General features: G+C 40.4%; 21 protein-coding genes. 10 read left to right on the forward strand and 11 right to left on the reverse strand.

The window, feature by feature from the left end:
- Positions 1 to 14: 14 nt before the first annotated feature.
- Entirely contained in the window at positions 15 to 1,652 is a 1,638-nt protein-coding gene (gene pyrG / locus PGH07_RS10435; RefSeq protein ID WP_289414414.1) for a glutamine hydrolyzing CTP synthase, read from the forward strand.
- Between the two features lie 168 nt (positions 1,653 to 1,820).
- Here pyrG and PGH07_RS10440 read toward each other — a convergent pair whose 3' ends face one another.
- Positions 1,821 to 2,264, reverse strand: coding sequence for a thioredoxin domain-containing protein (locus PGH07_RS10440; protein ID WP_289414415.1), 444 nt, complete (start codon positions 2,262 to 2,264; stop codon positions 1,821 to 1,823).
- A 60-nt stretch (positions 2,265 to 2,324) separates the two neighbouring features.
- On the opposite strand from PGH07_RS10440, the gene PGH07_RS10445 reads away from it, so the two are divergent.
- The 4 genes from PGH07_RS10445 (at position 2,325) to PGH07_RS10460 (ending at position 7,055) form a co-directional block, all read left to right on the forward strand.
- Positions 2,325 to 3,335 (forward strand): flavin monoamine oxidase family protein, encoded by a 1,011-nt coding sequence (locus tag PGH07_RS10445; protein WP_289414417.1) that lies wholly within the window; start codon positions 2,325 to 2,327, stop codon positions 3,333 to 3,335.
- 79 nt (positions 3,336 to 3,414) lie between these two features.
- Positions 3,415 to 4,998 (forward strand): single-stranded-DNA-specific exonuclease RecJ, encoded by a 1,584-nt coding sequence (gene recJ / locus PGH07_RS10450; RefSeq protein ID WP_289414419.1) that lies wholly within the window; start codon positions 3,415 to 3,417, stop codon positions 4,996 to 4,998.
- Positions 4,999 to 5,263: 265 nt separating this feature from the next.
- The gene (locus tag PGH07_RS10455) at positions 5,264 to 6,724 is read left to right on the forward strand and encodes an NAD(P)/FAD-dependent oxidoreductase (RefSeq protein WP_434481311.1); all 1,461 of its coding nucleotides are present in this window, start codon (positions 5,264 to 5,266) and stop codon (positions 6,722 to 6,724) included.
- Between the two features lie 109 nt (positions 6,725 to 6,833).
- Positions 6,834 to 7,055, forward strand: a complete 222-nt coding sequence (locus PGH07_RS10460; protein ID WP_289414420.1) for a hypothetical protein — start codon at positions 6,834 to 6,836, stop codon at positions 7,053 to 7,055.
- A 55-nt stretch (positions 7,056 to 7,110) separates the two neighbouring features.
- On the opposite strand, the gene PGH07_RS10465 is transcribed toward PGH07_RS10460, so the two are convergent.
- The 3 genes from PGH07_RS10465 to folE form a co-directional block, all read right to left on the reverse strand.
- Positions 7,111 to 8,073 carry an iron-sulfur cluster assembly scaffold protein gene (locus tag PGH07_RS10465; protein ID WP_289414421.1) on the reverse strand — a complete coding sequence of 321 codons (963 nt, stop codon included), beginning with the start codon at positions 8,071 to 8,073 and terminating at the stop codon, positions 7,111 to 7,113.
- A gap of 38 nt (positions 8,074 to 8,111) precedes the next feature.
- Complete coding sequence (locus PGH07_RS10470) at positions 8,112 to 9,314, reverse strand: NifS family cysteine desulfurase (RefSeq protein WP_289414422.1); 1,203 nt, start codon at positions 9,312 to 9,314, stop codon at positions 8,112 to 8,114.
- A 313-nt stretch (positions 9,315 to 9,627) separates the two neighbouring features.
- A complete protein-coding gene (folE, locus tag PGH07_RS10475; protein WP_289414423.1) occupies positions 9,628 to 10,206 on the reverse strand; it encodes a GTP cyclohydrolase I FolE in 579 nt (192 codons plus the stop codon).
- A 116-nt stretch (positions 10,207 to 10,322) separates the two neighbouring features.
- Between folE and PGH07_RS10480 the strand changes: the two genes are divergently transcribed.
- Positions 10,323 to 11,813 carry a DUF945 family protein gene (locus PGH07_RS10480; RefSeq protein WP_289414425.1) on the forward strand — a complete coding sequence of 497 codons (1,491 nt, stop codon included), beginning with the start codon at positions 10,323 to 10,325 and terminating at the stop codon, positions 11,811 to 11,813.
- A gap of 22 nt (positions 11,814 to 11,835) precedes the next feature.
- Here PGH07_RS10480 and PGH07_RS10485 read toward each other — a convergent pair whose 3' ends face one another.
- Positions 11,836 to 12,789: an A/G-specific adenine glycosylase gene (locus PGH07_RS10485; RefSeq protein ID WP_289414426.1), complete on the reverse strand. Its 954-nt coding sequence runs from the start codon at positions 12,787 to 12,789 to the stop codon at positions 11,836 to 11,838.
- Between the two features lie 140 nt (positions 12,790 to 12,929).
- Between PGH07_RS10485 and tig the strand changes: the two genes are divergently transcribed.
- From tig to def, 3 genes are all read left to right on the forward strand, one after another.
- Entirely contained in the window at positions 12,930 to 14,222 is a 1,293-nt protein-coding gene (tig, locus tag PGH07_RS10490) for a trigger factor (protein WP_289414427.1), read from the forward strand.
- A 141-nt stretch (positions 14,223 to 14,363) separates the two neighbouring features.
- The gene (clpP, locus tag PGH07_RS10495) at positions 14,364 to 14,951 is read left to right on the forward strand and encodes an ATP-dependent Clp endopeptidase proteolytic subunit ClpP (protein WP_289414428.1); all 588 of its coding nucleotides are present in this window, start codon (positions 14,364 to 14,366) and stop codon (positions 14,949 to 14,951) included.
- A 103-nt stretch (positions 14,952 to 15,054) separates the two neighbouring features.
- Positions 15,055 to 15,567 carry a peptide deformylase gene (gene def / locus PGH07_RS10500; protein ID WP_289414429.1) on the forward strand — a complete coding sequence of 171 codons (513 nt, stop codon included), beginning with the start codon at positions 15,055 to 15,057 and terminating at the stop codon, positions 15,565 to 15,567.
- 61 nt (positions 15,568 to 15,628) lie between these two features.
- Here def and gdhA read toward each other — a convergent pair whose 3' ends face one another.
- Positions 15,629 to 16,978, reverse strand: coding sequence for an NADP-specific glutamate dehydrogenase (gene gdhA, locus PGH07_RS10505; protein WP_289414430.1), 1,350 nt, complete (start codon positions 16,976 to 16,978; stop codon positions 15,629 to 15,631).
- A gap of 219 nt (positions 16,979 to 17,197) precedes the next feature.
- Positions 17,198 to 18,262 carry a YeiH family protein gene (locus PGH07_RS10510; RefSeq protein ID WP_289414431.1) on the reverse strand — a complete coding sequence of 355 codons (1,065 nt, stop codon included), beginning with the start codon at positions 18,260 to 18,262 and terminating at the stop codon, positions 17,198 to 17,200.
- 126 nt (positions 18,263 to 18,388) lie between these two features.
- Between PGH07_RS10510 and PGH07_RS10515 the strand changes: the two genes are divergently transcribed.
- Positions 18,389 to 19,327 (forward strand): LysR family transcriptional regulator, encoded by a 939-nt coding sequence (locus tag PGH07_RS10515; RefSeq protein WP_289414432.1) that lies wholly within the window; start codon positions 18,389 to 18,391, stop codon positions 19,325 to 19,327.
- Here the strand turns inward: PGH07_RS10515 and mobA are convergent.
- Genes mobA through PGH07_RS10535 form a run of 4 tightly spaced genes read right to left on the reverse strand, consistent with a single transcriptional unit; the run spans position 19,310 to position 22,260 of the window.
- Positions 19,310 to 19,876, reverse strand: coding sequence for a molybdenum cofactor guanylyltransferase MobA (mobA, locus tag PGH07_RS10520; protein ID WP_289414434.1), 567 nt, complete (start codon positions 19,874 to 19,876; stop codon positions 19,310 to 19,312). The two genes, PGH07_RS10515 and mobA, sit on opposite strands and share 18 nt — an antisense overlap.
- Positions 19,869 to 21,002, reverse strand: a complete 1,134-nt coding sequence (locus tag PGH07_RS10525) for an MFS transporter (protein ID WP_289414436.1) — start codon at positions 21,000 to 21,002, stop codon at positions 19,869 to 19,871. Before PGH07_RS10525 ends, mobA begins: the two co-directional genes overlap by 8 nt.
- Positions 20,999 to 21,496 (reverse strand): RDD family protein, encoded by a 498-nt coding sequence (locus PGH07_RS10530; RefSeq protein ID WP_289414437.1) that lies wholly within the window; start codon positions 21,494 to 21,496, stop codon positions 20,999 to 21,001. The genes PGH07_RS10525 and PGH07_RS10530 overlap by 4 nt, the downstream gene beginning before the upstream one ends.
- A complete protein-coding gene (locus tag PGH07_RS10535; protein WP_289414438.1) occupies positions 21,496 to 22,260 on the reverse strand; it encodes a TIGR04219 family outer membrane beta-barrel protein in 765 nt (254 codons plus the stop codon). Before PGH07_RS10535 ends, PGH07_RS10530 begins: the two co-directional genes overlap by 1 nt.
- Positions 22,261 to 22,263: the final 3 nt, after the last annotated feature.

Below are 22,263 nucleotides of genomic sequence, written 5' to 3' on the forward strand. Positions count from 1 at the left end.
AAGGATAAAATTATATGAGCGAAAACGGAACAAAATATATTTTTGTTACAGGTGGAGTACTAAGTTCTCTTGGAAAAGGTATTACCGCTGCGAGTATTGGAACACTGCTGAAACATACAGGTCTAAGAGTAGGTGTACTTAAACTCGACCCTTATATCAACGTTGACCCGGGTACTATGTCTCCTCTTGAGCACGGTGAAGTATTTGTTACCAAAGATGGAGCGGAAACTGACCTTGACCTTGGACATTATGAGCGTTTTTTAGATACATCATTAACGAAAAAAAATAACTTTACGACCGGTCAAGTCTATAAAACGGTTATTGAAAATGAAAGAAAAGGTAAATACCTTGGAAAAACGATCCAGGTAGTTCCTCATATCGTAAATGAGATCAAAGAGCGTATTTTTAGAGCAGGTGAGGGTAAAGATATCCTGATCGTAGAGCTTGGCGGTACAACAGGTGATATCGAAGGTTTGCCGTATTTGGAGACAATCCGTCAAATGAAACATGAATTGGGTCGTGCAATGGTAATGAACATCCATGTAACGCTGCTTCCATATATCAAAGTTGCCGGAGAACTTAAAACAAAGCCGACACAACACTCTATTCAGGAACTTAGACGTATCGGTATTTCTCCTCATATGATCATTCTAAGAGCAGAACAACCTGTACCTACTGAGATCAAAAAGAAAATTGCTTATAGTTGTGATGTGGATGAAGATTCAGTGATCGTGGCTGAAGATGCTGCAACGATCTATCAGGTTCCGCTTAATTTCTTAAGACAGGATATTTTGACGCCTATCTGCAAACAACTGGATCTAGATTCTTGCCAGCCAAAAATGGATGAATGGGCAGACCTTGTTCATAAAATCATTATGCCAAGCGATGAGATAAAAATCGCATTTGTAGGTAAATACTTAGATCTTAAAGAATCTTACAAATCACTCACTGAAGCACTGATCCATGCCGGTGCCCACCTTGATTCAAGAGTCAATATCAAATGGGTAGACAGTGAAAAGATAGAAGAAGAGGGTGCAGCAAAGTTTATCAAAGAATGTGACGGAGTGTTAGTTGCTGGTGGATTTGGTGAACGTGGTGTAGAAGGTAAGATCAAAGCGATACAGTATGCAAGAGAAGAGAAAATTCCTTTCTTGGGTATCTGTTTAGGTATGCAGCTTTCAATCATTGAGTATGGACGTAATGTATTAGGTCTTGAAGATGCAAACTCTGTAGAGTTTAGCGAGAAGGCTAAAAACCCTATGATCTATCTGATCGATGAGTTTATCGATGCGAGTGGATCTAAACAGGTACGTACGAGTACATCACCGCTTGGTGGTACACTCAGACTGGGTGAGTATGAATGTGAAACAAAAGAGGGATCTCATCTCAGAGAAGCATATGATGGTGCAGCAGTGATCTATGAAAGACATAGACACCGTTATGAGGCTAATCCAAAATACCGTGATGCTCTAGAGGCAAATGGGATGATTGTTACAGGTGAATCTCATGGGCTTGTTGATGCGATTGAGGTGAAAGATCATCCATGGTTCCTTGGTGTTCAGTTCCACCCTGAGTTTACTTCAAGACTTCAAAACCCAAATCCTTCTATTTTGGCATTTGTAAAAGCCAGCATTGAAAATAGATCGAAATAATAAGGGCTAACTACCCAAAATTACATTAGAGAGCCTAAAAAGGCTCTTAGATGTACACTTCAGTAAAGGGGTTATTTTACCCTCCCATTTTTTTGTTTTTTAAGATATATTATCCAATACATTTAGGATATTCATGTTTATATATGATTCAATCTCATTAGATTGCGCTTATAAAGCAACCTGTATGAGACTTTCTGCCCACATGGAGAGTTGATCTTTTGAAAGAGCATTACTGAAACGATTCATCTCTATACTTTTGTTAAAAGCGATGACTGTCGGAAGAGAATTTACACCGTATTGTCTTGCAAGGTCCGGATAATCAAGGGTATTAACTTTTAAAAAACGTACTTCAAGCTCGCAGCTTTTTGCTGCTGCTTCGAAGTCTGGCTGCATCTTCATACAAGGTGCACAATCAGGAGAGTAAAAATCGACTAATACCGGAATGTCGTTCTTTTCAAGATGAATTTTAAAGCTTTCTTCATTACACTCAAGGGGTGACGTATCATTTAGTAGATCTGAACATGAGCTGCATAGTACCTCTTTACGGTTCACTTCAACTTGAACATTGTTCACTGCATTACAATGGGGACAGACGATATTAAGAGTTTGCATGTTTATCCTTTGAGAATTTTTGAATGATATATGCATATTTAATGCTACAAGGAACAAATGATGAAACAACGAATAATTATTATCGGTGCAGGTATCAGCGGTTTATATGCAGCGATGCAGCTTGAGCAGCAATTTGAAGTGACAATACTTGAAGCAAGAGAGCGTGTAGGTGGCAGAGCATTGAGTATCAATGGACATGACTTGGGTCCATCATGGATATGGTCACACCATAAGCATGCTTTAGAGCTTGTAAGTTCACTAGGTTTGGAGATGTTCTTGCAATACACTGAAGGATTGGCCTTGTATCAAACTACAGATGTACAATGTTTTAATCCGCCACCCCAAGAACCTGCCGCACGTATAGTAGGCGGCATCGGTGCTTTCACCGAAGCGATTGTAAATTCTTTAAGTAAAACACAAATTAGATTGAATGAAGCAGTGACATCGATCGTTAAGAAGAGTGAAGGGTTGCAGGTTTATACAAAAAATACAAACTACGAAGCAGATTTTGTGATCAATACGATGCCACCCAGAATTGCCGCAAACATTGAATATTCTCCGCCGTTACCTTTTTCTCAAGTAGAATTATTGCGCTCGATTCCGACATGGATGGGGTACGTTGTAAAAGTGGTTGTAACCTATGAAACAGCTTTTTGGAGAGATGAAGGACTCAGCGGTTTTGCTTTTTGTCACAGCCGCCCTTTAAGCGAAGTGCATGATGCAGTAACGAAAGATGAAGCAGCACTATTTGGTTTTGCAGGATCCAGGTATGCGGATAATGATTTCAAAGAAAAAGTAATAGAGCAGCTCACTAAGTTATTTGGACACAAAGCAAAAGAGTATAAAAACATTTATGTTGTAGATTGGAATAGAGAGGCATTTACGGCTGTTATAGAAGATATGGCTCCGCTTGCAAGTCATCCGCAGTACGGTTACGATATTAATGCAATGGATGGGAAACTTTTATTTGCCGGAACAGAGAGCAGTTTTGGAGAAGGGGGTTATATAGAAGGTGCGATAAGAAGTGCACTACGTAACATTGACAAAGTTATAAAGATTTCAGAAAAATGATAGGATAAAAGAAGTTTTCCGATATGATGACAAAAAAGTAACGCAGTAAGACTAAATTATCAATAATGGAAAATATATTATGTCATTGACTTCTACTGAAATCATCTCAACTCTCTCTTCCCGGAATCTAGATGTTGGATATAAAAGTCTTGCTGAAATTCCACACTTCTCTAAAATGAAGGATATGATCAGGGGCGCTAAACGGTTAGCTGATGCAGTGAGAAATAAAGAACAAATTTTTTGTGTTGGGGATTACGATGCAGACGGATCATGCTCCACGGCCACCTGTGTATCATTTTTCAATGACATAGGTTATCCTATCAAGTGGGTGATACCTAATCGATTCACTGATGGCTATGGCGTGTCTCCCTCAGTGTTGGAACGAATTGGTGATACAGATGTTATATTTACAGTCGATAATGGAATTGCAGCTCATGATGCTGCAGAAGTGTGTAAAGAGCGTGGTATTGATCTTCTCATCACCGATCATCACACACCGGGATCTTTGATACCCGATTGCTATGCTGTTATCAACCCCAAGCAGGATGATTGTGAATATCCATTCAAAGATGGCTCAGGATGTTTTGTCACATGGCTGCTGTGTTGCGCAATCAAGCATGAACTGGGGTTAGATACAGATATGGGAAAATACCTTGATCTGGTTGCATTATCTACTATCACTGATGTCATGCCGTTAGTGGGTATCAACCGCCATATTGTGAAGTACGGATTACAAAAAATCAATACATTAAAACGTCCATTCTTTAAAGAGCTTGCTCTGAGTATGGGCAAAGATTCTTTCAGCTATGAAGATCTAGGTTTTCAAGTAGGTCCGCGTATCAATGCAGCCGGCCGTTTGGAACATGCCTCACTGGCTGTAGAAGCAATTCTGGCTAGCGAAAATGAAGCACAACAACTTGTTCGATTGCTTACTGAAGTAAATCAACGTCGTAAAACAATGCAGAGTGAAATGACAGAAAACATTTTGGAACTTACAGAAGGACAAAAAGATTTTATTGTAGTACACTCAGATAGTTTACATGAGGGTATTGTTGGGATCATTGCAGCTAAGGTTGCGGAAACAACAGGATATCCCACTATCGTTTTAACCACTGCTGAGGACGGTTTGCTCAAAGGTTCGGGACGTACCGTCGGTGTAGTGAATATATATGAACTTGTGAATGAATGCAGCAATCATCTAGAAAAATTTGGCGGTCATGCTGGTGCATGCGGGTTGAGTCTTAGAGCAGAAAAACTTGATACTTTTATTGAAGCAGTAAGGGCTGTTTCCAGAAGACTGCCACGTGAGGCTTTTGAACCACTTAACACAGCTATAGGTGATTTGAGTCCTGCCAATGCGGATTTGGATCTCTATTACCAGATAGAAAAATTTGCTCCTTTTGGAGAGGGGAACCCGGAACCTGTTTTTCACTGTAAGGAAGCAACAATTATCAATAGTAGAGCAGTGGGAAAGGAAGAGGACCATACAAGACTTTCTTTGAGTTGGGAAGGTAAAGAAGTAACTGTAATGGCTTTCAACTCGGATGTGAATAACTACCCGAAGGGAAGCAAGATAACTTTTAATTACCGTTTGGACCTGAATGAATGGAATGGGAAAGTCAATTTACAGTTTATGCCAACGAGTAAAGTAAAGATAAAATAATAAAATATTATCTAAATACCTTTGAACAGTATATCAATCTCTTCTAAGGTGTAAAATTTAAAACTACAGCACTATAAATCGGATATACGGTCAAAGAAAATCATTTTATCGAAAAGAGAAGTTTACAATTAGTGATTGATAATATTGTTAAATTATAGATATTTATAAAGAATTATCTACAAAATTTTTTATGATTATATTAATATTAATTTATAGTTTTTTGTAGTAGAATTGAATAAAGTGTACATATTAGAAGGAGTCGATTGTGGATAATAAAATGATGAAAGATGGTCTAGAGCTCATTGATGCTCATTTTCAAAAGGAAGGTATCTCTAGAAGGGATGCATTGAAACTATTTGGTACCGGCGGTGCAGCAGCACTTATGGCAACCGGTACTACAGGGTGTACTGGCGGAAGCTCTAATGCGAAAGGAAAGATTCTTATCGTAGGCGGTGGTCTCGCAGGTATGTCAACGGCTGCAAGATTGACACATTACCTAAGCAATCCTGATATTACGGTCATTGAGCCAAACGAGTATGCAACATCTTATCAACCGGGACAAACACTTGTAGGTGGAGGTGTATGGAAAAAAGAAGAATTAGTTTATAAAACAGCTGATTATGTACCAGAAGGTGTTACATGGATCAAAGAAAAAGCAGTTGAGTTTGATCCTGAAAATAATACAGTAACAACTTCTGACGGTAAGAAGATACAATATGATTATATGATCGTTGCAGCAGGTCTTAAACTTGACTTTTCACAAATTGAAGGTCTAGGTATTAATGAGACGATTACGTCAGCAGGAGACGCATCTGCAGTAAGTAAGATCATCGGTAAAAATGGTTTGGCTTCTATCTACTTCCAACAAGGATCTGAAGACACGTGGAAAGAGATGCAAAAATTCATTGCCGAGGCAAAAAGCGGTAAGAAAGTAAAAGGTGTATTTACTCACCCCGCAACTGCGATCAAATGTGGTGGTGCACCTAAAAAGATCATGTATCTTACAGATGCAAGACTTCGTGAAGCGGGCGCAAGAGAGAATGCTGAACTTACTTTCTATCCAAACGGTGGAAATATGTTCGGTATACCTGAGTACCATGATGCGATCGTAAAGCAGTTTGAAGCGCGTGACATGAAGTGGAATTATCACCATAACTTAGTTGCTGTAGACCCAGAGAAGAAGATCGCGACTTTTGATCATTTCTGGGAAGAAAAAGGTGCATGGGATGAGGATCTTGAAGAATACACAATGGAAACAAAGCATGAGAATGTAGAAGTTCCATATGACTTTTTACATATCACTCCTCCAATGATAGCTCCGGAAGAGATCGCTAAATCACCTATCGGTTCTTCTCAAGGATGGGTTCCGGTTGTCAAAGAGACACTTCAGCACGTAAAATTCAAAAACGTATTCGCTTTGGGTGATATCGCTGCAGTACCAATGGGGAAAACAGGAGGTTCGGCTAGAAAACAATATAAAGTGGTTGTTGAGAACCTTATCTCTGTTATGGAAGGTAAAGAGCCAAAAGCACAGTATGGCGGATATACTGTATGTCCATTGATCACAGGTCTTGATACAGTAATGCTTGCTGAGTTTGACTGGTCTAAGAAACCGACACCTTCATTCCCGCTTGACCCGACAAAAGAGAGATATATTTGGTGGCTATTGAAGGTTTATGCACTTAAGCCTATGACACAGTATGGTATGCTTTCTGGAAGAGCATAAGCTCTTCTCTTCTTAGAAGGTGATGGAAGCTACTTAATAATTAGCAAACTTTTCCATCACCTCAAAATCTCTTTTACAATCAATAATCACATGTAAAGGTCATCATAAAATGAAAAAAGAGTTAATTATCTTTATAGGTATTTTCCTGTTTTTAGCGATAGGGATGCATTTCAAAGAGTGGACGAGTCATCCCATTGAGCATTTAGAGGCACTTCCTCATGCAGGAGCATACGGTATTGGTGCGATCCATCCATTGGTCTTCACAGTGATTCTATATCTTATCGTAGCGCTATTTAGAGGGATTATTAAACTGTTTAGAAGGGGAAAATAAGTTTTGTAGTGGGGATGAAGTTTTGACTTCATCCCTAAGAAGTATGCTTTATCTTTTAGATAGGCAATATTCTGATATTCTCATCCACTTTTTCTCTGAGGATGTTTTCCATAGCAAAGAGTGTACCGGTACTTGAACTTGCACATCCGCTACAAGCACCCAAGTATCTGATATAGATGTCAAAGTTTGCACCGTTTTCCTTGATATCAAGGATTTCCACATCACCACCGTCCATCTGAAGCATCTGACGGATATTTTCATCGATCACTTTTTCAACAGCTTTAAGGCGTTGTACTACTGTCATTTCAGCAAAACTTACATTTGCACCAGGTGCTGCTGTTCTTGCAAGTTTCTCTTTTTCATACTCTGCAAGAAGATCTACAAGATAGATATCTTTAGCTTCGTGTCCGCCAGGTTTGATACATGATTTACAGAATGCACCGGCCTTTGTATAGTCTGTGATCTGCTCAATCGTTGTCAGATCATTAAGTCTGATCACTTCTTTAAGTGTAGATAGACTTACACGTGCACATTCACATACAATGATCTCTTCTTCAAAACTATCGATATCTACACCCTTGTATTGTGCTGCAGCTTTCTTGATGACATCGTATGCCATAACTGAACAGTGCATCTTTTGAGGTGGAACAGCAGGAACATCCGGTGTATCACGCATTGCTTTTTCTACATCGATGTTTGTGATCTTAACTGCTTCATCCACAGTTTTCCCTTTACAAAGTTCTACCATCGTATCAGAACTTGCGATAGCTGTACCACAACCGAAACTTTTAAACTTTGCTTCTTTAATGATATCTGTTTCAGGATCTACAGCCCAGTAAAGACGTACTGCATCTCCACAACTCTCAGCACCAAAGTCCGCTACGATAAGGTTTGCACCCATCTCTTCAGCTTGCTCCTTTGTGATCTCACCCATATTTTGCGGGTTATTCATCAAATCGGTTACTTTTTGGCTGTACTCATCCCAGATAGTACCGCCTATCAAACTATCCATACCCATGATTTATCCTTTATTAATTCTTATAATATATTTATCTCTTAGTGATGAGCATCAAGGCCACTATCGTGACCTTCCGGTGCGTAAGCATATGAACTTGAGATACCTCTTAGTCTCTCAACTGCTTTCTTTACCACTTCTAATGCATAATCAAGCTCTTCTTGCGTTGTATATCTACTGAGTGAAAATCTAACTGCGGTGTGTGCCAGATCAGCATCTGCACCGATGGCTTCCATTACCGGGTTTGACTCCAGGTCTTCACTTGCACATGCACTTCCTGTACTTGCACCGATACCTGCACGGTTAAGGTCCCAAAGCATTGATTCACCTTCGATCCCTCTAAATGAGATAAGGATCGTATTTGGTGTTCTCTTTTCTCTAGGTGTTACAACGAATGTATCAGGTATCTTGAGAAGTTCATCTTCAAATGCATCTCTCATCTCTCTGACATCACTCATTTCATAGTCAAGCGCATCGATCGCCTGTTCCATGGCTTTACCCATACCTACGATTCCAGGCACATTGAGTGTACCTGAACGGTATCCACCCATCTGTGATCCACCATGAAGGAGTGGAGAAAGCTCTCTACCTTTTTTCATATAAAGTGCGCCGACACCTTTTGGTCCGTGGAACTTATGTGCTGAGAATGTCAGGTAGTCTACATTCAGGCTTTGTACATCTACAGGAGTCTTTCCGATCGCCTGAACTGCATCTGTGTGGAAAGGAACATTATATTCTGCACAGATTGCGCCGATCTCTTGAACCGGGAAGATTGCACCTGTTTCATTATTCGCCCACATCACTGATACCAATGCAGTTTTGTCAGTGATACTGTCTCTAACTGTCTGCGGATCGATCATCCCTTCATGGTTGATCGGTAGATAAGTAACCTTACATCCCATACTTTCAATGAACTTTGCAGTTGCAATGACTGAAGGGTGTTCTACTTCAGAGACAATGATATGGTTTTTTCTTCCTGTAAGGATATACTCAAAATAGATACTTTTGAGTACCCAGTTGTTACTCTCTGTTGCACATGAAGTGATAACAACACTGTCCTCTTTTGGTGCATGGATACCTGCGTAGATTTTTTCCATTGCATCCTTAAGGGCAGGATGTGTTTCACTTGCAAATGCGTGAAGAGAGTTCGGGTTTCCGTATCTTTGTACGAAATAAGGTTCCATCTCTGCAAATACATGCGGATCAACGATGGTTGTTGCATTGTTGTCTAAGTAGACTCTCATAGTTTTTCTCCTTCATTCTAAAGAGATGCATAAATGCTTTTTCTCTTGAAAACGATATTCAATTTTAATTCAGACTAAAATTGTCCTAATTGATTTTCTGAATAATACGCTCTTTTTCTTAAAATAACATAAAATTGATATAAAAAAGAGATAATTATACTTGGAATCTGGTTAGTAACACTTGATACAAAGTGAAACGATAATATTTTAAATTGTGTAAAATTGATCTCTGAAGGAGTAAAGGGAGTTATTTATATGGGTTAAACAGCTACATCACTTTACAATAGAAGTGATGCAGTATGTAGAGAATTTGTTAAAAATTTGACGGTGTTGGCGTATTGATCAAGTTATAAAACTCGTTTCTGGTACGTTCATCACTTTTAAAAAGTCCGCGAAGTGCTGATGATACAGTGGTTGAATTGATCTTTTCAACTCCACGCATCTCCATACACATATGTCTGGCATGAAGTACAACAGCCACACCTTTAGGATTGATGGTCTGGCTGATCGCATCGGCGATCTGTTCTGTCATCTGTTCCTGGATCTGTAGACGTCTGGCAAAGACATTCACGATACGCGGTATCTTTGAAAGTCCCACAACTTTCCCATCCGGGATATAAGCAACATGAGCACGGCCGATGATCGGAAGCATGTGGTGTTCACACATCGAGTAGAACTCGATATCTCTTACGAGTACCATCTCGTCATTACTTGTGCTGAAAAGAGCCTGTGAGAGTATCTCTTTAGGATCTTGTTGATAACCCTCTGTGAGAAAATCAAAGGCTTTTGCAACACGCGAAGGTGTCTTGAGCAGTCCTTCCCTTTTCGGATCTTCTCCGACCAGCTCAAGTACTTTGGTGATAGCCTGTTCAAATTCTTCTTGTCTGTTCATAGTATTCTTTCTTTTATGATTCGTCTTAGGCGTATTGTACCTAAAATAGCATTTAACTAGCTATAGGTCTTGTTTGGATAGAATTTCATTACATTTATTAAAAAGGGGCTTTTTCAATGAAAAAAATTATGATAATTCTAGGCGTAATAGTGCTGGGATGGTTAGGAACAACAGCATATATTTCAAACTCGTTCAAGGGTGAATTTGATCAGTATATACAAACGGTCAACAAACTCTACGCATCACAAGGTGTTTACTATAAAGCAGATGTCAATAGCAGTTTTTTTACCTCTGATGTGAAACTTGAAATTCATTTTGACGAGAAGCGTTTAGGCAAAGCTATAACAGATGTGTATGCAAATTTCATAGAGCTGCCTGTCAAGGTTGAGTATAAAGTAGAACATGGTCCGATCTTCTATCGCGACGGATTTGGTATCGGATTTGCAAAATTCAATGCCGAGATGAAAGCAAGTGAGATGCTTGCCGGGAAATTTAAAGAGAACCTTGTAGAGGCAATACCTGAAGATATCACACTCTATCTTACAGAGGTTCTCTGCTTTGATAAGAAGCTAAAAATGAAGATGCACTCCAATGCTATAACTTTGACAGAAAATGGAGAAAAAGTTGAGATTGAGCCGCTTGTAGGAAGCGGGTTGATTGATACAAAGACATTGCTTGGTTCATTTGATATTACATTTCCAAAGATGTCAGTTGAAGGGAATGGAATCACTGCCGGGATAACCGGTACTACATTACATGTAGAGATGAAAGATATTTTGGGCGGAAAATACCTGTTAGGTGAAGGGCAATTTAAAATAGCAAAAGTAACCATGGAACAAGATGGTCTGTCAAAACCGGTAGAGATGGACTTTACAATGAATTTTAATACCGGTCGTGAAGAGGGTGATTATCTAATGATAGCCTTTGATATGCAATTTAACCAAGAGGGACTTGACCAACTGGATCCAACCGTAAATGAGATCGCTAAACAGGCGAATTTCGCAATGAAACTTCATGGACTTAGTCCGGAAGCACTTAAAAAACTTGAAGAGGTAAATCAAAAACAGGTAGAGATGACAGATACTCTTTATGCAATGATGATGGAGACAGATCCGAGTAAGGCTGAAGCTGCGCAAAAACGTGCAGAAGTTGCACAAGAGACTTATATGAACACTCTAACAGAGGCATTTAGAGCAATGTTGGTAAAAGATAGAACTAAAATGAGTGCAAGTCTGGACTTTACGACTAAAGATGATGCCAAATCAAGTATGAGTTTCTCTATAGGATATGTGGGAGAAGCATTAACCGGAAGTTTGGAAGAGATGACTGCTTATCTTCAAACAAAACCATTGGAGTATCTTGCTTTAGATGCGGATCTGAATTTCAATGAAAAACATTTTGCTCTCAATCCATCACCGCAGGAACAGCAACAGGCTAAAATGGGATTGGACATGGCCGTGATGCAAGGCTTTATGAGTCTTGAAAACGGTATCTACTCAACGAAACTTGAGTACAAGCCTAAAGTACTTAAGATCAATGGACAAGATAAAACCCAGGAGATACTTCCTATGCTTGAGATGTCAATGGCACAAGGAACGATGAATTAATGATCCATGATAGAGATGCTTTCTAAAGTGTCTCTATCGTTTTCTCCAAAAGTTTAAGTATCTTTTCATCCACTTTAGAGATCGCCAGTTCTCTAATCTCATCCAAATTAAAATAGTGTATCTGTTCAGGACTGCTCTCATAGTAAAGATAGACTTTGCAGTTAAGTTTGAAGTGTGTATATGCATGGGATACTTCACCCAGATACTCAGCAGCACACGGTGGTACTTCCATACTCTCAAACCCCCAAAGTCCATGTAAAAACTTTCCGCTTCTCTGGGAAAGTGAAAGACGGTCATTATAGCTATGGATCACGATGTGCTCTTCCCGTGTGGGAACAAGACGTTTTTTCTTCATTGGGTATAGCCCGGGATCAACTTTGCCTTGACAGATACTCTCCAACGGACAGAGATTACACTGTGCATTCTTAGGTAGACAGATCGTTGCACCGATATCCATCATCGCTTGATTGTAGTCAAAAGGGTTGTCTCTGTCTACAAGTCTATAGGCATATTCCCAAAGTTCTTTCTCCGTAGGGGTTTTAAGTTTATATATACGGCACAAGATACGTTTTACATTGGCTTCCATGATCGGTACGGGTTGATGAAAGGCAAAAGCAGCGATAGCATGCGCAGTATTTTTCCCGATTCCGGGAAGCTTGATGAGTTCTTCGATATCGGAAGGAAGTTCATGCACAAGTGTTGCTGTTTTATGCAGGTTTTTGGCGCGGTTATAATAGCCCAGTCCTTCCCACATTTTAAGTACATCATCGAGTTTTGATTCCCCAAGCTCTTTTAGTGTAGGAAAACGTTCTATAAAAGGAAAATAGTAACGCTCATAGACTGTTTTTACCTGTGTCTGCTGCAGCATGACTTCACTGAGGTAGATGTAGTAGGGCTCATCCGTATTTCTCCAAGGCAGAGTTTGACGGCCATGATGTTGATACCAGTTATGGATATTGCGGTGGAGTTTTTTCATGCGCAATTATAGCACGGCTGATTTGTGATTATATGCCGTTAAAACGATGTTGAAAAAAGTGTTTTTGGCATGATATATTCAATTTTTATCGTTTTTTAGATAAAATCACAGAATTTTAGTATTTAGAATAAAGGAATGTAATGAGCATTACAGTAAAAAAAGTTGATGATGCAAACGCAATCGTATCAGGTAAAATTGATAACGAAGCGATTGAAAAAAATGTTGATAAGCTGGCAAAAGAGGCAGCAAAGCAGGTAAAAGTAGACGGTTTCAGACCTGGTAAAGTACCTGTATCAGTAGTAAAGAGCCTTCATGGAGATAAACTTCAGCAAGATGCTGAGGGTGAAGCACTTAGAGAATTTATCGATGCTGGTCTTAAAGAAGCAAAGATCGCTGCAGCAGACATGATCGGTCAGCCTAGCTTTAAAAAGTATGAAAAAGGTGATAAGGAGATCGATGTTGAGATCGAAATCTCATTGAGACCTAAATTTGAAGCAGAAGGGTACAAAGAGGTTATGCCTAAATTTGAAAAACCTGAAGCTGATGAAAAAGCGATCGATGAGAAGATCGAAGAGATCCTTACTCAGCAAGCGCCATGGGTAAAGATCAAAAGAAAGAGAATGGTAAAAGAAGGCGATATGACAGTGATCGACTTTGAAGGTTTCATTGACGGTGAAGCATTCGAGGGCGGTAAAGCTGAGAAGTTCAACCTAAAAATCGGTTCAGGCCAGTTCATTCCAGGATTTGAGGATCAGATCGTTGGTATGAAGTATGAGGAAGAGAGAACAATCAAAGTAAATTTCCCTGAAAACTATCAATCAGCTGACCTTGCAGGAAAAGAAGCAGAATTCAAAGTAACACTTCATGAGATCCAAGAGCAGGTACCTGAAGATTTGACTGATGAACTAGCACAAAAAATTCTTGGCGGAGAAGAGGGTGCTACTGTTGAAACACTTAAAGAGAGAATCAAATCTCAACTTGATAGAGAAGAGATCTCTAAGCTTTACCATACAGAACTTAAGCCAAAAATCGTTGAAGCATTGGTAGAGAAGTTCAACTTTGCATTGCCACAAAACATTGTTGAGCAAGAGATCGATGCAAAGATCAATCAAAAAGCTCAGGAAATGAGTGCAGAAGAGCTTAATGAATATAAAGAGAACCCTGAAAAAATAGAAGCACTTCGTGATGAAGTAAGAGCTGATGCTGAAGCAAGCGTAAAAGCAACATTCATCGTAGATGAGCTTGCAAAAAAAGAGGGTATTTCTGTAGCAGATCAGGAAGTATCTCAAGCACTTTACTATGAAGCGATCATGTCAGGTCAGGATCCTCAAGCGATCATCAAGTACTATGAAGAGCGTAACCTTCTTCCAGCGATCAAGATGGGAATGATCGAAGATAAACTCTTTGGTAAACTTCTTGGACTAGATGACTAATCCCTTCTTTTGATTCTCCCTCTTATAGGGGGTAGAATCACATAACTCCATTATTTTTTAAATACTATCTAATAATAATAGTGTATAGTTAACTAGTTTTTTAGTAATATACTTAACTATATACTTAACAAAGGTGACCAAATGAGTTATATCCCATATGTTGTAGAGCAGACCGGTAGAGGTGAAAGATCATACGATATCTATTCACGTCTGCTTAAAGACCGTATCATTATGCTAAGTGGCGAGGTAAACGATGCTGTAGCCTCGACGATCGTTGCACAGATGCTATTTTTGGAAGCACAGGATCCTGACAAGGATATCTACTTCTATATCAACTCACCGGGTGGTGTGATCACAGCGGGAATGTCGATCTTTGATACGATGAACTACATCAAACCTGATGTTGTGACGATCTGTATGGGGCAGGCAGCCTCTATGGGTGCATTCCTACTCTCTTCAGGGACTCCGGGTAAACGTTATGCACTGCCGCATGCACGTATCATGATCCACCAACCGCTTGGTGGAGCTCAAGGACAGTCTACAGATATTCAGATCCAGGCAAAAGAGATCCAAAGGCTGAAAGACACGCTCAATGAGATCTTGGCAAAACAGACAGGAAAGACACTGAAAAAGATAGAAAAAGATACAGATAGAGATTTCTTTATGTCTTCAGAAGAAGCTGCAGAGTACGGTCTGATCGACAAAGTATTGGAAAAAAGTTTTTCGTAAAATAGGACGCAAAATGAACAAAGTCCATTATTACTACGTTAACACTGGGTTCTCTTCAGCAGAGAGCTCACGCAACTTGTTGCATGGAGGAGAGAACTAAGGTATGGTTAGAGAGATTGTCGTATATCCGGATAAGAGATTAAAGCTTGTCTCTAAAGAGGTAGAAACATTTAACGGTGCCTTGCATGATCTGCTGGATGACATGTACGATACAATGATTCAAAGCAATGGTGTAGGTCTTGCTGCAATCCAGGTAGGCATCGATCAGAGGATACTGATCATTAATGAACCTAATGAAAATGATGCACAGCTAAGAGAAAATACCTTAGAGATGATCAACCCTGTGATTATAGAAAAGAGCGGTGCTACAAAGTATCAGGAGGGATGTCTCTCTGTTCCCGGATACTATGATGATGTAGAACGCTATCAATATGTCAAAGTAGAGTACCTGGATAGAAACGGTCAATCACATACGATTGAAAATGACGGCTTTCTTGCTATTGCGATCCAACATGAGATGGATCATTTGGATGGAAAGGTCTTTGTAGAAAAACTCTCATTTACAAAACGTAAACGTTTTGAAAAAGAGTGGAAAAAACGTCAAAAAGTCTCCTAACTCATAACGAAGAGATAAAATTGTAAAGAGAGAACAAAGCTCTCTTTGCACGATCCTTTTATTATACCCCCTGTGCGATCAATGCATTTGCTACACGTTTAAATCCAAGGATATTAGCCCCGGAAGCCAGATCAAGACCTAATGAGTATTTATCACAGGTTTTTTTGATATCTTTATAGATCTTTGACATGATGCCCTGAAGTTTTTCGTCGACCTCTGCAGCACTCATATAGTTGAGTGAATTATTCTGGCTCATCTCTAGGACTGATACTGCTACACCACCCGCATTCGCTGCTTTTGCCGGGGCAAAGATGATTTTGTTTTTCATGAAGAGTTCTATACCTTGCGGCGTTGTAGGCATGTTTGCACCTTCAGCAATGATCTTTATCTCATTATCAATCAGTTTTTGTGCACTCTCTTCTCCCAGTTCATTCTGTGTTGCACAAGGAAAGGCAGCAAAACATGGAATGCTCCATACATAACTTCCGCCTTCATAATCCTCTCTTTTGACATATGTGGCTGCTTTTCTCTCTTCTGCATAGTCTTCCAGAGAAGCACGATTGACCAGTTTGATCTGTTTAAGCAGGGCAAGATCGATCCCGTTAGGATCATGTATGGTGCCTTTTGAGTCTGAACAGGTTACCGGAATGGCACCGATGTCATAAAGCTTCTCGATGGCATGGATCGCTACGTTACCGCTTCCGCTGATGGTACAGATCTTTCCTTTGAGTGTCTCTCCCATATCCTCAAGCAGTGTTTGCGTAAAGTAGACCAGACCATAACCGGTTGCTGAGGCTCTTCCCTTACTTCCGCCAAGAGCGATAGGTTTGGATGTGATGATACTGTCATAACTGTTGGTCAGTGTTTTGTATTGACCAAAGAGATAGCCGACCTCTCGTTCACCCACACCGATATCTCCACCGAGGATATCGATATCCGCACCGATACTGTTATAGAAGGCTGTCATAAATGCCTGACAGAACTTCATGATCTCTTTATCGCTTTTGCCTTTAGGGTCAAAGTCCGCTCCCCCTTTTGCACCGCCGATATGCAACCCGGTAATAGCATTTTTGAAGATCTGCTCAAAAGCAAGGAACTTTAGAATATCAGGATTCACTGATGGATGAAATCGTACACCTCCTTTGTACGGACCCAATGCATTGTTGAACTGTACACGGTAACCGTTGTTCACTTGAATGTTGTTTTTGTCATCCAGCCATTCGATCTTAAAACGGATCTCTCTGTTTGGATAGATGATACGTTCGATGATATTGTTCTCAAGATACTTTGGATTTTCTTTTATAACAGGTTTGATCGAGGTGAGTACCTCTTCTAATGCTTGAAAAAATGTAATGTCGGACTGACAGTTAGTCAATTTAGCCCGGTTCATGGCCTCTGTAATGTAATTCAAGTTTCATCCTTTATCTTAAAAGTCTATATTGTTGATATTATAGTCAAAGTTCACAACGGAAGTTTAATCTCTTCATGCTTTTTTGAAAAATATGACAATATGACATCCTTTTAAATCTCCATTATGTTAGATTGTTTAACGAAGGTGTATTGATGGATAAAGCGATTAGGGGGAGTTATAAATTTATTAGGGGATTCCCGACTAATGTCGGGAATGTTATTAGAATACTGAACAAATCGCTTTAGTAACGATGAATCCACCGATCACCAGCCATGCGAACATTGCTGATGCTGTATAGATCGGTGCGAGTCCCAGTCCTTTGAACTTCGCAAAACGTGTTCCCATACCAAGAGCAGTCATCGCCATCGTAAGTAGGAACGTATCGATCTCGTTGATCACGCTTACGATATCTGTAGGTACAAGGTGTAGTGAGTTGAAACCTGCAACACCGATGAAGTAAACTGCGAACCAAGGGATCACAAGTTTTACTTTTTCACCTGCACCACCCTCTTTTCTAGCAGTGTAGCTTAAGTAGATACCAAGGATGATCAGCATCGGAGCGATCATGATCACTCTTGTCATCTTAACGATCACGGCTGCATCTGCCATCTCTTTAGGTGCATTTGGGATAGAAGCAGGAACAGCAACAACTTGAGCAACCTCGTGGATCGTACCACCCACATAGATACCGAACTCTCTAGCAGTCATATGCAAGAATCCAACTGCCGGTTCAATGATCGCACTATAGAGTACCGGGTAGAGGAACATAGAGATCGTACCGAAAAGTACCACCATAGATACAGCGATCGCTGCTTTATACTCTTCAGACTTCAGTACAGGCTCTGTCGCAAGTACCGCAGCTGCACCACACACTGATGCTCCAGAGGCAGTCAACATAGAAGTATCTTTTTCCATACCAAAGATCTTATGACCCAACCATGTACCCAGGATAAACGTAGAAGCCAGCATGATAAGAGAAACAAGGAATCCTGCCATACCTACATCAATGATCTCTTGGAAAGTCAGTCTGAAACCGTAGAAGACGATTGCAAAACGGAGGATCTTTTTCGCCGAGAAAGTGATCCCTCCCTGCCATGCTTCAGGCGTCTTGTTATGTAGAGTGTTGGCATAGAAGATACCGATCACGATACCGATGACAAGTGGAGAGATACCCATTGCCTGTACAGCAGGGAATTGGGAGATAAATGTCGCTGCAGCCGCAAAGATCGCTACAAACAAGATACCGCTGATCGTATCTTTTCTTTTTTCTGGAGAAAAAGGCATAAGCTTCCTTCATAATTTTTTATTATTCATGGAATTATACTGATTTTTGGGTATACTTTCAAAATCAATAAAATTGAACTAAATTTTAAATATTATCAATTATAAATATTATAAGGGAAATTTATTATGAAATTAACATTACGGCAGATGGAGATATTTATCAATGTAGTTGCATCAGGTCACTTGACCAATGTAGCAAAAGAGATGAATCTTAGTCAATCAGCAATTTCTATGTCTATCAAGGAACTTGAAAATATTTTGGGAAGACCGGTTTTTGACCGTATCAATAAAAAGTTGGTGCTCAATGAAGTGGGAAGAGCTTTCTATAAAGAGATAGAGCCTATATATAGAAAGCTTTCTGATATAGAATTTGAATTCAAGAACTCTGAAAATAAAGGAGTGATCCGTGTAGGGGCCAGTACAACGATCGTGGATTACTTGATGCCTTCAATTATCTGTAGCTATATGAGCGCTTATCCTGAGGTGAAGATCGTACTTAAAGAAGGTAACACAAAAGAGATCGCGCAGATGATCGAGGAAGGATCGATCGATATCGGATTTGTAGAAGGTTTTGTATCGGGATCGGATATCGTAAAAGAGAAGATCGGGATCGATGACCTGATCGTAGTCACTGCAGATAAGGAAATTGCTAAAAAAGAAGTGTTTATCGATGAGATCGCTAATAACCGTTGGGTACTGAGAGAAGAAGGTTCAGGGACCAGAGAAGTATTCCTTGACTACATCAAAGAGAAAGTAGACAGTCTTAATATCTTTTTGGAGCTTGGACATACCGAGTCGATCAAGAGTATCCTCAACAACCGTTCGTGCCTAACCTGTATCTCTAAGATCGCTGTGGAAGATGAGCTCAAAAGCGGTAAGCTTTTCCATGTACCTGTGAAAAACTTTGACTGTAAAAGAGATTTTTTGATGATCCACCACAAAGACAAATACCACAGTTCACTGTTTGAAAAATTCGTTTTCTTCTCACGTAAACTTATGGTGCAGATGATCGAAGAACAAAAATGTTCACTTGATGTGGTAAAAGATCTAGAGAAGTCTTCGTAAGGCCTCTTGATATTCTTCGGGATGGTTGAGGTTTAAAAACGGCTCTTTGTCGGTAAACCTCACCTTTTTTGTCTCTACGTTTTCAAGTAGTGTGGTGAGACGGTGATTATCGCTTTTGAGCATTTTTGTCGCCTCAGGCAATATAGAACGTCTGTAGATACCGCATAAAGGTTCCAACCCATTGGGACTTTCAGCTATGACAATGTCATACTCTTTTCTCTCTTCATTCATCAATGTGTCAATCACATGTTCATCGACAAACGGCGCATCCACACTGAGTATGAACACTTCGGGGACATCCAGCTTTTCAAACACGGAGATGAGTGCTGCAAGGGGTGAATGTACTTCATAGTTGTCTGCGATCACCTCGCATCCGAATTCAAATTTATCAGACTTTGCCGAGAGATAGACCTTTTCAAAGAGTGTACCCAGGCGATGGTATTGATACTCGCTGAGTGAAGAGTAGCCTGCAAATGCAAGTTGTGATTTATCTTTTCCCATACGTGAACTTTTGCCGCCGGCAAAGATAATCACAGACATCTTATACATCTGCTTCTATCCTCTCTCTGCGTTTTTGGTGGATGTAGAGTGCTCCTGCTCCAAAGAGTGTGATGATCGCTTCATACAAAAAGAGGTGTTCCCCGTACAGTTTTCCTGAGATGAATGCCCCGACAGAGCCGCCAAGACCAAAGGCCACACCCAGAAAAAACTGTTGAGCGAGTTTCTTTTGTGTATAGAGTGAATAGACATAGGTGATCGCAGCAGTATGATAGAGTGCGAAGCTTACGGCATGAAGTGACTGCGAAGCAAAGGTAAGGGTCAGCGAATCAGGATAGAGCCAAAGGATCATCCAGCGTAGTGCTGTGATATGCATGGCAAACTGTAAAATACGCAGTAGATTACGCTGAAGTAAAGGCCCTTGAAAATAGAGCATCACGATCTCACAAAGTACGCCAAAACTCCACATCCAGCTGGTCACTTCAAGGGAAACACCATGTGCGGTTTCATAGATAGTAAAGAAGTTGTAAAATCCACCGAATCCTACCTGCATCAAGAAAGCCGAAAGCCAGAATGCCCAGTATTTGGAGAGTGAAAAACTTTTGTCGGATTCGCCTGAAGTACGCGGTGCCTGATCGTAGCGTATAAGCATTGCACCAAAAAACAGGGTGATAAAGCTTACCGAACTGAGGTAGTAAAATGCCTGTTCGGGTGTCTCCAGCACGCGTCCAAGCCAAAGTGCGATACCTGTAAAGCCGAGTGAGCCCCAAAGACGTACTTTTCCGTAGTCACTTTTTTGTAAAGAAGAGAGTGCGATGGTCTCGACATAAGGCAAAGAGACACCTACGGCTGCCCCAAAAAAGAGATTGGCAAGCAAATAGAGCCAAAAGGAGTGTGCAGTTGCAATAAAAAGTATTGTGGCAATCAGTGTGAAAATCAGTGAAAGGATATAGATCCTAGGGGTCAAGGTCAAGAAATGACGAAAGGCAAAAGGAAGCAAAAAGCGCATAAACGGTGCTGCCATGTAGATGATCCCAACTTCAAAGGCAGTATATCCAAGCTCTGTTAGCACCTTTGGCATGAAGATGACATAGACACCTACCCCTGCAAAATAGAAGAAATAATACGCACTCATCAGCAGTGCAAAGAGGCTTCTGATAGGATAGGTTTGTGTCATGGTTTATGGATCACGGCCGTGTTGCTAAGCAGATCATGCAGGGTTTTTCTATCTTTTCTAAAGAACATCATCACCCATCCGATGATCGAGAAAAAAGAGAGTATCGCACAAAGGTTTCTAAATAAAATAATGAAAAGAGAGGGCTTCTCACCAGTACTCACATCGATCAGCATAAGATTGTAGGCTCTGTAACCTGGAGTTTGAGCACTTTTAGCTAAAAAGAGTGTCTGTACGACCACGAAGGGGACAAGAATATAGATCCATCCTATAAGCTTATGCTCGCCGAAAGCTTCTCTACCTCCCATCACAAGATAGAAGACGATATACATAATAGGCATCAAGAGCATAAAGCTATCGGTGATAAATGCTTTGATCTTATCACCGAGTGAAGCATACGGATAGGAGAAAGAAGACTTTGCATCAGCCTGTAATGGCCCGTTGTGCTCTTTTTTCTGTTTGATATCCCTAAATCGTTTTTTGTGTTTAGTGCTCATTAAAAGTCCCATACCACGGCTGCGTAAGGTCCCTTGAAATCTACATCAAGTGCAAGACCGGCAGCCAGCTCGTTATCATCCAGATGCATCATACGGTAGCCACCTTCGATCCCCAGACCCATTACTGCCGTATAACGCATCGTGAAGAGTGCATCATACATGGTAGAACTTGAAAAGGTGATCGCATTGAGCTCGGCTTGAAATGTAATATCAGTGGTCGGCACATCAAAACGTCCCTTCATATAGATCATCGGGATCCATGTATCGTAATCAATCGTTTCTTCCTGTGTCATAAACATATTGCCGGCTTTTACATAGATATCTCCATAGACATGTCGCAGCGTCAATCCCGTATCAAGGCTGGCCCAGTTATCGATGAGTTCATAATATAAGGTTACATCGAAAGCGTGCATATCAAGTTTATTGCTAAGGTCCCCGGTAAAGTCACTGATGTCTCCCCAGGTAAAGCCGCTGACCGGTCCTGAGCCTTGATGGGAGAGATCGTTGTATTCGAGCTTTATATTGGAAATGACAGGTAGGGGATGCTCGAGGTAAGCTTTGAAGAATAGATCTTGTGACTCTGTCCAGTGCAGTGTATCCTCTATAGAGGTTTTACTCTCCATACCGTAAATATCATAGGCCGCATATCCCTTGGGTGTATGGCTATATACTCCCACAGAGAGCTCTCCACCGATAAAGTCTGCATTTAAAGGGATATAGAATAACGAGGATAAAAAGGCAGTTTTTAAAAGGGTTCTAACCATTTT

This window comes from Sulfurovum zhangzhouensis (assembly GCF_030347965.1).
Classification (GTDB): Bacteria; Campylobacterota; Campylobacteria; order Campylobacterales; family Sulfurovaceae; genus Sulfurovum; species Sulfurovum zhangzhouensis.